The sequence below is a fragment of the Pseudomonas sp. GL_093 genome (genome assembly GCF_057837605.1).
The window spans coordinates 2,778,159-2,792,013 of record NZ_CM174448.1 but is presented as its reverse complement, the minus strand read 5'-3'; the positions used below and the strand labels follow the sequence as shown (position 1 = coordinate 2,792,013).

Sequence of the window (13,855 nt, the reverse complement as noted above, 5' to 3'; positions counted from 1 at the left end):
TTTCGTGTCGGGGGTGAAAAACACCCTACCTGACTACGACGCAAGGCTCTAGACCGAATGCGACACCTGCGAAACGGTTCACACCGAATCAAGCATTTCGTGATGCGATTTGCCATCGCCGCAACAGATGACGCGGTTGCGACCGGTGGCTTTGGCTTCGTAGAGCGCCTGGTCGGCGTCGTTGAGCCACAGGGTCGCGTCGGTGTGTGCCGGGTTGAAGGCGGCCAGGCCGATGCTCAGGCTGACTGTCAGCGCCGGGCTCTGCTCATAACCCAAGGTGGCGAAGCGATCACGCAGGGCATCCATGGCGGCCGCAGCACTCGTGAGCGGAAGGTCCGGGAGGATCACGCAGAACTCGTCGCCACCGTAGCGCCCGGCTACATCCGCCGCGCGCAGGTTCTGCTTGAGCATTTTGCTCAACTGACGCAGGACGATGTCCCCGGCAACGTGGCCGTAGGTGTCGTTGATGGATTTGAAATGGTCGATGTCGATCAGCGCAATCGCCCCGCCCTGCTGCTGACGTTTGCAACGCTGGAATTCGACCTCCAGTTGATCCTTCCAGGCGCCGTGGTTCAGCAGGCCGGTGAGGCTGTCGGTGCGGCTCAGGGCCAGCAATTCACGCTTTTGGCGGCCGAGGGTGTGGGCCTGACGGAAGCAGATCCAGCCCAATGCCAGCGGATACAAACACATCAAGGGCAAACAGGCATACATCTGCAGTTGGCTGGTTTGTGGGATGAACGTGGGGGAGAAAATCAGCAGTCCGACGCCCATCCCGAGAATCTGCGCCACGGTTCCCGCCAACAGGAAACGCAAACCGCCAATGGCCACATTGTTCATCGCCATCATGCCCAGGGTCGTCGCGCTGGGCAGTGGATTGAAGTGCATGGCGGCGACCCAAAAGCCGCCGAGAAAGGCGTCCACCAGCAGGTTGCGGTGTTCGGCGTGATAAGGCACTGGCGCGCGGCGCGCCCATTGGTAAGCCAGGTGCGGCCAGAGGATGGCGTTGAGCAGCATCACCACCCAGACCCACGGTGCAGGGTTGAGTGGATACATCGCCGCGCTCACGAGCAACAGCCCCAAGGCCAAACCCAGGGTTCGCGATGTATAGAGCCTCCTGGCCAGTGAAAGTCCTTTTCCTCCCGTTTTTTCCATAGAGGCCTCTGCGCCACAGAACGGAACCTGAAAACACAAGGGTTTCAAGTGTGGTGAGAGTCTATCAGGGCAACGGCAAATAGCCATCACCGGCTGGCGGTCTGAATACCAAGGCATAGCCATGAGGCGAGCGACCAATGTTTGGCTATACATGAAAGGAGGGTTCGATCAATAACGATAAAAAAGGAGGCCCATGCAGACCTTTCAAGTGTTGATCATCGGCAGCGGTTTTGGCGGCCAGTGCGCGGCGATCAATTTGCTCAAGGCCGGCATCGACGATTTCCGCCTGCTGGAACGGCGGGACTTTTTCGGCGGCACCTGGTGCCAAAACACCTACCCCGGTGCGGCGGTCGACGTGCCCTCGCCGCTCTACTCGCTGTCCTTCGCGCCCTATCGCTGGACGCAAATGTTCGCCGAACAGGCCGAACTGCACCACTACACCCAGTACGTGGTGGAGCACTTCGGCCTGCGAGACAAGGTGGAACTGCAGGCCAATGTCGAGCGCATCGAGTGGGACGACGACAGCAAACACTGGGCGGTGCACACCGCCAGCAAAGGCACGTTCCATGCGCAGTTCCTGATCAACGCCACCGGGCCGCTGAGCCAACCCATGGTCCCCCACTTTGAGGGCCAGGAGCGGTTTCAGGGCAAGACCTTTCACACCAACAACTGGGATCACACCTACGATTACCGGCAAAAACGCGTGGCCATCGTTGGCAGCGGCGCCAGCGCGGCCCAGGTGATTCCGACGATTGCCCCGGACGTCGAGCATCTGCATGTGTTCCAGCGCACGCCTCACTGGGTATTGCCTCGGGCCGACCGCGCCTTTGGGCCATTCCAGCGTTGGTTACTGGGGCTCAAACCGGCCTACAAACTGTTGCGCTGGATGATCTACTGGCTGTTCGAAACCCGAGTGATTGCCTTCAAGTATTCGAAACCAGCGATCCGCTTGGTCCAGCAACACGCCCTGCGCTTTCTCAAACGGCAAGTGCCCGACCCCCAATTACGGCAAAAACTGACACCCGACTACGTCATCGGCTGCAAACGGATAATCATCTCAAGCACCCTGTACCCGGCGTTGGGTCGCAGTAACGTGAGCCTGCACAGCCGCGAGCAAGGCATCGCCGCCATCGATGAAACCGGCATCGTCACCCAGGACGGCCAACACATTGACCTGGACCTGATCGTCTGGTCCACCGGTTACGACGCCACCGACGGGGTGATTTCCTACCCGGTCACCGGCAAAAACGGCACACAACTCAAAGAGTTCTGGGCCCAGTACCCGCGGGCCTATCTCGGCACCAGCCTGCCGGACTTCCCCAACCTGTTTATCGTCACTGGCCCCAACACGGGCATCGGCCACACCTCGGCGCTGTTCATCATCGAGTCTCAGATGAACTACATTCTGGATTGCATCCGCACGTTAAAAGAACACGGTTTGCGCAGCATCGAAGTACGCCCCGAAGCAGAACGTACCTACACTGAAATGATCCACCGGGAGATGGAACGCACGGTATGGAAGTCCGGGGGCTGCCACAGTTGGTATCAAAGCAAGAGCGGTCATGTGATTGCGATGTTTCCGGGGTTCAGTTTCAGCTATCACCGGTTGACCAGGGCGCTGAAACCCGCCGATCACATTCTGTCCTGATCACGTAAAAGGAAGATGCCTGATGCTTTTGTTGGTTGTCGCAATCGCAGTTTTCGTGGCCTGGAGCTGGTTGAGTTACCCGGCCATCGGTCATTGGCTCTATGACTTGAACATGTCGATAGAGGCCAAGCTGTATGGACTGCACAAAATTGTCGTGCCGATCGCCGAAATGACCGTCTCGACCTGGCAAGGCGGGCCGTACGAAGCGTCCAGCAGCGTGCTGATGCTCCACGGTTACAGCGCCGACAAAAATATCTGGCTGCGCTTTGCCCGGCACTTTGTCGGCAACTATCGGGTGATCATCCCCGACATCGCCGGCCATGGCGAAACCGGCTTCAAGGCGGGCGGCGGCTACGACATTCCCTTGCAGGCCAAGCGGATGATCCAGTTGCTCGATGTCTGCGGCGTCGAGAAAGTCCACGTGATCGGCAACTCGATGGGCGGCTACATGGCAGCGTGGCTGGCGGCCACTTACCCGGATCGCATTGTTTCGGTGGCCCTGATCGACCCCGCGGGGGTCACCGCCCCCGAAGCCAGCGACCTGGAGCGGCATTTGGCCAAGGGCCACAACCCGTTCCTGATTCATTCACGGGAAGAGTTCCAGCGCTTCTACGCCATGACCATGGCCGAACCGCCGTGGGTACCCAAAGTGGTGCTGGACGCCATCGCGCAACGCTATGAACAGCAATGCGAGGAGCTGGAAGAAATCTTCAGGGACTTGCGCGCCAGCCCGCCGATGGAGCCGAAACTGCCCGACATCAAGTGCCAGGCGCTGTTGCTGTGGGGACACAAGGACCGCTTGATCGATGTCAGCAGCGTGGCGATCTGGAGCAAAGGCATCGCCGATCTGCGAGTGGAAGTCTGGGACCACACCGGCCATATGCCGATGGTGGAACAACCGACGAACACCGCGCGGCTGTATCGGGAATTTTTGGCATCGCTGCGTTCAGAACTTCCTGTGTAGCAGCTGCCAAACACCGCGCCCCTGTAGCAGCTGCCGAGCCTGCGAGGCTGCGTTCGGCTGCGCAGCAGTCGTGAAATCAGCCACTGCGGTGTGTCAGAAGGAACGTGCATACAGGGTTTGCGACTGCTCCGCAGCCGAACGCAGCCTCGCAGGCTCGGCAGCTGCTACAAGCTGCTACAACCAGCAGTCCTTTGCAGAATGAAGTTCGTAAGATTCTTCGTTTGTCGGCGGCGCGCAAGGCTGCGATCTTTTCCCGCATCCTTTACGTCACCGCATCAGGAATTCCTTCATGAGTCACCCGAACTTCATCAGCCCTGACCTGATCCGCCAACGCTTCTCCAAAGCGATGTCCGACATGTACCGCGAAGAAGTGCCGCTGTACGGCGCGCTGATGGAACTGGTGGAACAGACCAACCGTCACGTGCTGGACAGCGATCCACAGATCGCCCGACAGTTGAACAGCACCGGTGAAATCCAGCGCCTGGACCTGGAGCGGCATGGCGCGATCCGTGTCGGCACCGCCGATGAACTGGCCACCCTCGCCCGGCTGTTTGCGGTGATGGGCATGCAGCCGGTGGGTTATTACGACCTGACCCCGGCCGGTGTGCCGGTGCACTCCACCGCTTTTCGCGCGGTGCATGAAGCGGCGTTGCAGGTCAGCCCGTTCCGGGTATTCACCTCCCTGCTGCGCCTGGAACTGATCGAAGACCTGGAACTGCGAGCGTTCGCCCAATCGGTGCTGGATAAGCGTTCGATCTTCACGCCCACCGCGCTGACCCTCATCGAGCGCGCCGAAACCCGGGGCGGCCTCACCGAACAGGAGGCCCAGGACTTCGTCGAGCAGGCGCTGGAAACGTTCCGCTGGCATCACACCGCCACCGTGACCGCCGAGCAGTACCGCAAACTCAGCGCCCAGCATCGCCTGATCGCCGACGTGGTGGCGTTCACCGGCCCGCATATCAACCACCTGACGCCGCGCACCCTGGACATCGACATCGTCCAGGCGCAAATGCCTGCCCACGGCATCACCCCCAAAGCGGTGATCGAAGGACCGCCCCGCCGTCAGTGCCCGATTCTGCTGCGCCAGACCAGTTTCAAGGCCCTGGACGAGCCTGTCGCCTTCACCGATCAAGCCGAGAATCGTGGCAGCCACAGCGCCCGTTTCGGCGAAATCGAGCAACGCGGCGCCGCGCTCACTCCCAAAGGCCGGGCGCTTTACGACCGTTTGCTCAACGCGGCCCGGGATGAATTGAAAGACTTCCCCAATGAGGCCAATGCCGCACGTTACAACGCGCTGATGGCGCAGCACTTTGCAGAATTCCCTGACACCGTTGAGGGCATGCGCCAACAGGAACTGGCGTACTTTCGCTACTTCGTCACGGAAAAAGGTTTGGGGGCCGATGAGCTGAAATCGTGGTCGCTGGAAGATCTGCTCAGCGGCGGGTATTTGCGGGTTGAACCGTTGGTGTACGAAGATTTTCTGCCGGTTAGCGCTGCGGGGATTTTTCAGTCGAACCTGGGGGAAGCGGCGCAAACCCACTATGGCGTGCAGTCGAACCAGCAGGTGTTCGAGAAGGCGCTGGGGCGATCGGCGATTGATGAACTGGCGTTGTATGCCGAGACACAGCGGCGCTCGATCGAGGAATGTTTCGCGGCGTCGAGCCTCGCGATCTGAGGCGTGGCACGAACCTGTAGCAGCTAGCGCAGCCTGCGTCCGGCTGCGCAGCAGTCGTTGTTTCAGCCGCCACGGTCTTTCAGACAAACCGTGTTTGCCGGTTTTACGACTGCTCCGCAGCCGAACGCAGGCTACGCCAGCTGCTACACGTCAGATTTAGCGGAGCTTCGCCAACAGTTCTTGTGCCGCAGCCTCAGACGATGCCGGATTCTGACCGGTAATCAGCAAACCATCAGTGAGTACATAACTCGCCCAGTCAGCACCTTTGGAATAGACACCACCCTTCTCCTTAAGCATGTCCTCCACCAAAAACGGCACGACATTCGTCAGTTGCACGGCCTCTTCTTCAGTGTTGGTAAACCCCGTCACGCGCTTGCCTTTGACCAGCGGCTGGCCGTCCGCGCCCTTGACGTGACGCAACACACCCGGTGCGTGGCAGACGGCCGCGACCGGTTTGCCTGCCTTGTAAAACGCCTCGATCAGAGCGATCGAAATTTTGTCTTCGGCCAAATCCCACAATGGGCCATGGCCGCCCGGATAGAAAATCGCGTCGTAATCTTCAGCCCTCGCGCTGCTCAGCAGAGCGGTAGACGCCAATGCGGACTGGGCGGCGGAATCTTTGCGAAAGCGCTCGGTGGCTGCGGTTTGCGCGTCGGGCTCGTCGCTTTTTGGGTCCAGCGGTGGTTGACCACCCTTGGGCGAGGCCAGGGTCAACTGAGCACCGGCGTCTTTAAAGGCAAAGTACGGTGCGGCGAATTCCTCCAGCCAAAAGCCGGTTTTCTTACCCGTGTCACCCAATTGATCGTGTGACGTTAGAACCATCAGGATTTTCATGTCGTTCTCCTTGAGTTCGCAGATGTTCATTCATCTCGGCGCTGAGTTTGACCTTCAGGCTGCAGCATTCGTTGCACCAGTCACCCTAGCGGTTCTGCTACCGGTTTTCGGCCAATCAGACGATGGGGCACCGAATGATGGCTAACCGCCTTGATGCGCAAGAAGTTGCGCACTCAACGCTGCGAAAGCCCTTCCCGGGACGCTGATCGCCCGGCCTGTCAGGCGCCCCAGCCAAGTGCGCAAGAAGTTGCGCAGTACTGCGCAACTTCTTGCGCACATTCTCCGGCGATCTCTGCCGAAGATTCTCCGCGAGCGCTTAAAAACCTCTCAACCGCCTGATTTATATAGCCTTAACCGCTTCTGGCACGGACCTTGATAACAGTCAGGCACCCACCGGGCGATACCGCCTCCCGGGCACCCTAACTTTTAGCAAGGAGCACATCCATGGCTACACCAGCGTACATGTCCGTCACTGGCGAAAAACAAGGTCTGATCACTGCCGGCGCATTCACCGCCGACTCGGTTGGCAACACCTACCAGGAAGGTCACGAAGACCAGGTCATGGTTCAGGCTTTCAGCCACGACGTGATCATCCCGCGTGACCCACAGTCCGGCCAACCGACCGGTCAGCGCGTCCACAAGCCAGTCGTGATCACCAAGGTGTACGACAAGGCTTCGCCACTGCTGCAAGCAGCTCTGACCTCCGGCGAGCGCATGAGCGAAATCGTTATCCAGTGGTACCGCACCTCGGCTCAAGGTACCCAAGAGCACTACTACACCACCAAACTGGAAGACGCGATCATCGTCGCCATCAACAACAAAATGCACAACTGCCAGGACCCGTCGAACTCGCACTTCACTCACCTGGAAGAAGTGCAATTCACCTACCGCAAAATCACCTGGACCCACGAAGTATCCGGTACTTCGGGTTCCGATGACTGGCGTCAGCCGGTCGCCTAACTCAGGCCGACCGTCTCAAGCATCGGCCAGCTCTGCTGGTCGATGTTGTTTTCGCCCTTCCAGAATTTTCGCGTCCGCAAGCTCCCTGCACGGGTGCCGGCGAGCGCCGCTGCACTGCACGAGGAACAAGGGATGTTCGCGCCGGCCAATCAAACTCACTTTGCCCTGACCATCGAAGGTCTTTCCAGCGACTTCCAGGTTTTTTCCCTGCAAGGTCGGGAAGCCATCAGCCAGCCTTTTGTGTTTGAGGTGGAGCTGGTCAGTGAACAGCCGTCCCTGGACCTCGAGACCCTGCTGCACAAACCGGCCTTTTTGCAGCTCTCGCCCGACGGTAGCGGCATTCATGGCCAGATCTACCGCGCCGCCCAGGGTGATTCCGGCAAACGCCTGACCCGCTACGCGGTGACCCTGCGCCCGCACCTGTCTTACCTCGCGCACCGCATCAACCAACGCATCTTCCAGAACCTCACGGTGCCGAAAATCATCGGCAGCGTCCTCGAAGAGCACGGCATCCAAAGCAATGCCTACGAATTCAAAGTCGGGGCGATTTATCCGGAGCGCATTTACTGCGTTCAGTACGATGAATCGGACCTGCAGTTCGTCCAGCGTCTGTGCGAGGAAGAAGGTATCCACTACCACTTCCAGCACAGCGCCACCGCCCACAAACTGGTGTTCGGCGATGACCAGACGGTGTTCCCGAAACTCGCGCCCGTGGCCTACCAGCAAGACTCCGGCATGGTCGCCAACGACCCGGTGATCAAGCGCTTCGACCTGCGCCTGGAAACCCGCACCAGCCGCACCACCCGCCGCGACTACGACTTCGAAAAACCGCGCCTGACCCTGGAAAGCGAGAACCGCGGCGACGCCCTGCCCGACCTCGAAGACTACGACTACCCCGGCCGCTTCATCGACCGCGAACGCGGCAAGCACCTGGCCAAACGCGCCCTCGAACGTCACCGCAGCGACTTCCAGCTCGCGGAAGGCAAAAGCGATCAGCCGTTGCTGGTCAGCGGCCATTTCCTGGCCCTGACCCAACACCCCAAGGCCAAATGGAACGACCTGTGGCTGCTCACCGAAATCCTCCACGAAGGCAAACAGCCGCAAGTGCTGGAAGAGTCGGTCACCAGTGACACGACCAAACTCAAAGACGATTTCCACCAGGGCTACCGCAACCGTTTCCAGGCCACCCCGTGGGACGTACCGAACCGCCCGCCCCTGACGCAAAAGAAACCGCGCATCCTCGGCAGCCAAAGCGCCGTGGTCACCGGGCCCAAGGGTGAAGAGATCCACTGCGACCAATACGGTCGCGTCAAAGTGCAATTCCACTGGGACCGCGAAGGCCAGGCCGACGACAAGACCAGCTGCTGGCTGCGCGTCTCCTCCGCCTGGGCCGGCGCCCACTACGGCGGCATCGCCATCCCGCGCATCGGCATGGAAGTGCTCGTCACCTTCCTCGAAGGCGACCCCGATCAACCGCTGATCAGCGGCTGCCTGTACCACAAGGAAAACGTCGTCCCGTACGCCCTGCCGGCGAACAAGACCCGCAGCACCTTCAAAACCCTGAGCTCCCCCGGCGGCGGCGGTTACAACGAACTGCGCATCGAAGACAAAAAAGGCCAGGAACAAATCTTCCTGCACGCCCAACGCGACTGGGACGAAAACGTCGAGCACGACCAGAAAATCCGCGTCGGCAACGAACGCCACGACACCGTCGAGCAAAACAGCTACAGCGAATTCAAGGCCGAAGAGCACCACACCGTCTACGCCGACCGCAAAGTCGAAACCCGCGCCAACGACCATCTCACTGTGGGCATCAACCAGCACATCAAAGTCGGCACCGGCCAATTCATCGAAGCCGGCCAGGAAATCCACCTGAGCAGCGGCATGAAAGTCGTGCTCGAAGCGGGCAGTGAACTGACCCTCAAGGGCGGCGGCAGCTTCATCAAGATTGATGGCAGCGGCGTGACCATGAGCGGGCCGGTGATCAACATGAACTCGGGTGGCAGCCCCGGCAACGGGACTGGCGCGGCACCACTGATGCCGGGGCCGTTGAAGCAGGCGGATGCGGATAAGGCTGGGCAGGTCGTTGCGCCCTCCCTTGCATCGTATAAAGCGCAAGCAAAGACGGGGGTGCTACTGCCGACTCCTTCGTGCCACCTCGATGCTTCCGGCCATTGCCCCATTCACCAGCCGGGTAAAACAGCATGATGGACTCGATTCCTTCGCCGTTCGAGCAAGCTGCGTCACCGGGCACCATGTGCCTGATCCTGGATGGCAGCTTTGATGCTGATTTGCTGACGCGTCTGTTTCAAGGTGACGAACAATCTCGCCCTCGGTGTATTCCACTGTTCCTCAACACGCCATATGCCGAACTTCAGCCTGCTGGACCTTACGTTGTCGTGTGCCCGGAAAAAAGCGACTCGACGGCATATGCCAGCGCCTTATTGGAGCAGTCAGACGCCGGCTGCGTGGCCTGGCTGAGCAATGAACAAGCCTTGGACAACGGGGTTGAACACTGGCGCAGCCTGCTCACTGTGCGCACCGACGACACGCCGCAACAGATGATGCGGTTTTTCGATCCACGTTGGATGGAGCCCCTGCTGCGCAGCCTCAATGAAACTGAGCGCGCCCAGTTTATCGGGCCATTCACCGGCATGGCCTGGCGTAACGAAATGGGCTGGCGGTATTGCGCCAAGTCCCCCAAAAGTCCCGCCACCGAACTGCAACCGCCCGCTTGGCTGTACCTGAGTCCGGAGCGCGAAGAATCGATTGAGCAAGGTCGATTGAAGGTCATTGCAGCACGCTTTGCCGAAGACTATCGCGAAGTGTTGCCTGCCGAAGACACCGTCGAGTTTGTACATCGTCAATTGCTGGCCGGGCAACAAGCGGGCTACCAACAGGTGGCAGATCAGGAGCGCTGGCTACGCCTCGCCATAAGCCGTGGAGACTCCTTTTGGGCAAACGCCCCGGATGCAGAACTTCTGGCTCGTAACGACGTGGCGCTGGGTGAAAAATTGACTCAGCTGGAAAGCCTCTGAATCACAAGGACGATGAGCAATGAGCAACACCTATACCGTCAAAAGCGGCGATACCCTCGGCAATATTGCCAGCGCTAACAAATGCTCCGTGGCGGATCTGCGGGCACTTAACCCCAATATCACCGACCCCAACCACATCAAAGCCGGTTGGGTGTTGCAGCTACCAGCCGCTAAAGTGTTGCCGCCACCCAAGCATGCGGACAACCAGAGCACCACCAGCGTGAAGGGCGAAGCCCAATGCAAGGACGAACTGGTGGACGTGGTGCATATCACCGGTGAAGACACTTTTTACGTTCTGACGGAAAAAGAGTCAAAAGCACTCAAAACGCAGACTGACCTCGTTAAAAAACTCATGGACGAGCTGCACCAGAACCTGGCCAAAGCCACCGAAGCGAGCAAATGCACCAAGGCATCAAATCCTCAGACCAGTTGCGCCTGCTCGCGCTGTGTCAAAGACGCCTGGAACGCCAAGGCTGAAGATGCCAGCCTGGTACAGCGATCAGAGCCACCGCCGGAAAAAGCGACCGCAAAGGCGGTTACGCGCAAAGAAGACTTACAAGGTCAGTTGGCAACGGTGCAGCAGGCACGTGACTGGTATCAGCGCTATACGCCGAAGGTTTCGCTTGGGGGCAACTACCTGGAGAGCAACTGGAAACAGCTGCAAACCAAAAAAGTACTCGAATTGAACGCCGAGATTGAATCCCTGCGAACCAAAATCGCAGCGCAAGGAAAGGCCGAAGCCGGCGACAGTTCCACCAGCGCCAACAGCGCTGCGCCGGACATCAAGCATGGCAAGGGAAAAACCACCGAAAGCCAAAAGGGTCGGCAAGTAAAAACGGGCATTACCGTCATCGAAGTCATCTCGTTCAGCGACCCAAGCCGCCGGCACTACATACCGATGAGTTACCGGGAACAGCTTGACTGGAAAGTGAAGGTCAGCACGAAGGTAATGCAGGGCAAGCCACTCGATAAAAACCTGGCTAAAGAGCTGTTCAAGGACATCAAGTCCGCCGTCAATGAAAGCCGCAAAACCAGCCCCCTGGGCGGTCTGGAAGCCAAATTTACGAGCTGGACGAGCAAGGACGACAACCTGCTTAATGCTCTGCATAAAGAATGCTCCTGGACTTCCAACCAGGCAGACTCGGCTAAATACGCAGTCTCCGCCGAAGCCCACGCCTTCCGTTTCGCCGCCACAGCCAGCGCCGGCATCAACAGCTGGGAACCCGGCAAGGGCAACATCGAAGTGGGCGTCAAGGGCAGCGCTGCGATTTCGTTGGCAGAAGGCTCGGCCGCCCTCAAGAGCTTCTTTCCCGATCAGGGCGGCTATGTCGTGCGAATGCCTTACCGCAACGCCGAAGGCAAGGAAGTGGTGAGCGACATCGGCATCTTCCGTCTTGACGGAAAAGTGGAGCTGTCGTGTTTCGTCGGTGCGACGGCACAAGGTCAGGCTGGCGTTAAAGCACAATACAAACCTAAAGAGGTTGAAGCTTCTGGCGCGACGGCGTTGCTCAGTACGCCAAGCATGGCTGTGGATAAAAAACGCGGGGGTAGCCTTGGTGTGAAGGGCAACGCGTTTGCTGGCGTACAAAGTGGCGGCACAGTGACCGGGACATTGAAATGGCTTGATCCGGCCAAGCAAGGGGGCGGCAAAATTGTCGCGGGCCAGGCGAATGATAGTGGGAGCACCGACTGGGCGAGTCTGGTTGAGATTAAGGCTGAAGGGAATGTGGCGCTTGGTGTGGGGGCTGGATTCGATTTTAGTATCGAAATTAACGCGGATCGCTTGGCAGTTAATTGCAAAGCGAGCTTGGTATTCGGTCCTGGAGCTGGCGGGGGTTTTGGCACAGCAGTGGATTTGGAACAGGTAGGGAATCTGGCGTTTGTGTTTTGCAGTGCGCTGTCTAAAGCTGACTTTCACTATCAATTGGCGGTAACTCAGGATGCCTTCAACTACATGGCCAGGGGGTTATACCAAATTGCAACCCATCCTGGAGAAGTAGCGGGAAAAGCATTTGCGGATGGATTTCGGAACATGGGGCTTTGGTGGAAACAGCGCGAGGCTACAAAACAGGAAGCTGAAAATCTTGCAAAATATCTACTCAGCAACCAAGCCATCAACGTGAATGGAAAGAAAATCCCCCTCAAAATACTGCCACCAGAAACTATTGGCCCCATGCTGTATTTATTAACTGAAAGTTTTGTCGAAAGCTGGGCCGAAGATCAGGAAAAAGCCGTCGTCTTGTTGCTGTCACATTTACGCAGTTGGCGGCATTTTTTCGAGGTATTGGAACATTGTTCGAAGAGCGGTAGTAAAGTCAAAGCCATGGACAGTTTGGATCGTATCAACGCCATGCTAGACGGGAGCGAGCAACGAGAGTTCAACCGATTTATCGGCACCTTAGCAATCAATGGAGAGTCATCAGTGCAGTCTGAGGGTATGCTGGCTTGGACTCCAGGCTTGCCGTGGCGCAAAGAAGGTGTGTTAGTTGCAGCACGGCGCAGCAATCTATTTGATGGCTTGTCTTAAATATACAATTAATTATAAGGGCGCCATCGGCGCCCTAACATTTAATACGCTATAGATTCTTATCTGACTGAATAGCACAGCGAAAGCTCGTACCAGGATAATAAGCATCCTGTATTGGCTTATCGGGCCATCGCCTTACAATTGAAGCAGCTAGCAATGGACCCTCAGGATAATACGAGCCGCGCTTAACTTTATCTACCCCTGTCTTCGGACCTTGCGGATTTTCCAACGGCGAGTGCTGATAATAATCTTTAGAATACCAATCGTTAACCCAGTCCGTAGCATTACCGGACATATTGTAAATACCCAAGGGATTAGGGGTGAATCGGCTAACTGCAAAAGTCTCACCTTCACCTTCTACCGGAAAGTTCTTCCCAAAACTCAGGCTTCCGGTATCGGTAGGAAATAGCACATGTTGCCCGCGGCTACGGGCGGCATATTCCCACTGAGCTTCTGTAGGCAAATCTACCGGATAGCCACTCAGCAGCCCAATCCATTGACAGTAATCTTTCGCCTCCTGCCAGCTCTTTGTGGGCGTCGGTAAATTTGGGGTATACATACTTTTCAAATCTGCTCTGTCGCGGAATTTAGTATCAAACAACGGCTTATTATGCACGGTAAAAAACAGATCGAAATCACCCAAAATAGTTTGAAACTTCGACAGGTAGTAGCTGCTCAGTTTTACCGGATGTACGAAATCGTCATTACCGTCCATACTGATATTACAAAGCTGCTCAGGATCCTGCCCACAAGGCCAGGTGCAAACATCCTTCTCGTCGTATTCACAAATCCAACCGAAGTCCCCCATATCAAACTGACCACCCTCGACAAACACCATATTGTCGATGGACTGCACGACGGTGTTGAGCACCTTGCCGCGAATCTCACTAGAAAGATCAGGGTACTTCTTCGCGATTGTGGCGGCGATGGACGCGACTTTCTCTGGGGCAAGGCTCTTGCTGCTTGGCAAAGGCCCGGATTCCGCCTCGCAACCGACCAAAAACATCATGGCTGGCAGGGCAAGTACAAGCTGACGTAGCACTGGGAATATCCTTAT

At 57.8% G+C, this 13,855-nt stretch carries 10 protein-coding genes; 7 read left to right on the top strand and 3 right to left on the bottom strand.

Features of this window, described 5'->3' with window-relative positions:
• Nucleotides 1-78: 78 nt before the first annotated feature.
• On the bottom strand, nt 79-1,152 hold the full coding sequence (locus tag AC3IUE_RS12810; RefSeq protein WP_489267827.1) for a diguanylate cyclase: 1,074 nt from the start codon (nt 1,150-1,152) through the stop codon (nt 79-81).
• Between the two features lie 193 nt (nt 1,153-1,345).
• Here AC3IUE_RS12810 and AC3IUE_RS12805 point away from each other — a divergent pair, with 193 nt between their 5' ends.
• The 3 genes from AC3IUE_RS12805 (at nt 1,346) to hglS (ending at nt 5,439) form a co-directional block, all read left to right on the top strand.
• Nucleotides 1,346-2,800 carry a flavin-containing monooxygenase gene (locus tag AC3IUE_RS12805; RefSeq protein ID WP_489267825.1) on the top strand — a complete coding sequence of 485 codons (1,455 nt, stop codon included), beginning with the start codon at nt 1,346-1,348 and terminating at the stop codon, nt 2,798-2,800.
• A gap of 22 nt (nt 2,801-2,822) precedes the next feature.
• Nucleotides 2,823-3,764, top strand: a complete 942-nt coding sequence (locus AC3IUE_RS12800) for an alpha/beta fold hydrolase (RefSeq protein WP_056746639.1) — start codon at nt 2,823-2,825, stop codon at nt 3,762-3,764.
• A 289-nt stretch (nt 3,765-4,053) separates the two neighbouring features.
• A complete protein-coding gene (hglS, locus tag AC3IUE_RS12795; RefSeq protein WP_489267823.1) occupies nt 4,054-5,439 on the top strand; it encodes a 2-oxoadipate dioxygenase/decarboxylase HglS in 1,386 nt (461 codons plus the stop codon).
• A gap of 156 nt (nt 5,440-5,595) precedes the next feature.
• Here the strand turns inward: hglS and AC3IUE_RS12790 are convergent, their stop codons facing one another.
• Nucleotides 5,596-6,273 (bottom strand): type 1 glutamine amidotransferase domain-containing protein, encoded by a 678-nt coding sequence (locus AC3IUE_RS12790; RefSeq protein WP_489267821.1) that lies wholly within the window; start codon nt 6,271-6,273, stop codon nt 5,596-5,598.
• A gap of 444 nt (nt 6,274-6,717) precedes the next feature.
• Between AC3IUE_RS12790 and AC3IUE_RS12785 the strand changes: the two genes are divergently transcribed.
• The 4 genes from AC3IUE_RS12785 to AC3IUE_RS12770 all read left to right on the top strand — a co-directional run bounded on the left by AC3IUE_RS12785 (nt 6,718) and on the right by AC3IUE_RS12770 (nt 12,798).
• Complete coding sequence (locus AC3IUE_RS12785) at nt 6,718-7,233, top strand: Hcp family type VI secretion system effector (RefSeq protein ID WP_054051032.1); 516 nt, start codon at nt 6,718-6,720, stop codon at nt 7,231-7,233.
• A gap of 132 nt (nt 7,234-7,365) precedes the next feature.
• Nucleotides 7,366-9,441: a type VI secretion system Vgr family protein gene (locus AC3IUE_RS12780; RefSeq protein ID WP_489267818.1), complete on the top strand. Its 2,076-nt coding sequence runs from the start codon at nt 7,366-7,368 to the stop codon at nt 9,439-9,441.
• The gene (locus AC3IUE_RS12775; protein ID WP_489267816.1) at nt 9,438-10,271 is read left to right on the top strand and encodes a DUF4123 domain-containing protein; all 834 of its coding nucleotides are present in this window, start codon (nt 9,438-9,440) and stop codon (nt 10,269-10,271) included. The genes AC3IUE_RS12780 and AC3IUE_RS12775 overlap by 4 nt, the downstream gene beginning before the upstream one ends.
• Nucleotides 10,272-10,290: 19 nt before the next feature.
• On the top strand, nt 10,291-12,798 hold the full coding sequence (locus AC3IUE_RS12770) for a LysM peptidoglycan-binding domain-containing protein (RefSeq protein WP_489267814.1): 2,508 nt from the start codon (nt 10,291-10,293) through the stop codon (nt 12,796-12,798).
• A gap of 49 nt (nt 12,799-12,847) precedes the next feature.
• On the opposite strand, the gene AC3IUE_RS12765 is transcribed toward AC3IUE_RS12770, so the two are convergent.
• A complete protein-coding gene (locus AC3IUE_RS12765; RefSeq protein ID WP_489267812.1) occupies nt 12,848-13,840 on the bottom strand; it encodes a formylglycine-generating enzyme family protein in 993 nt (330 codons plus the stop codon).
• Nucleotides 13,841-13,855: the final 15 nt, after the last annotated feature.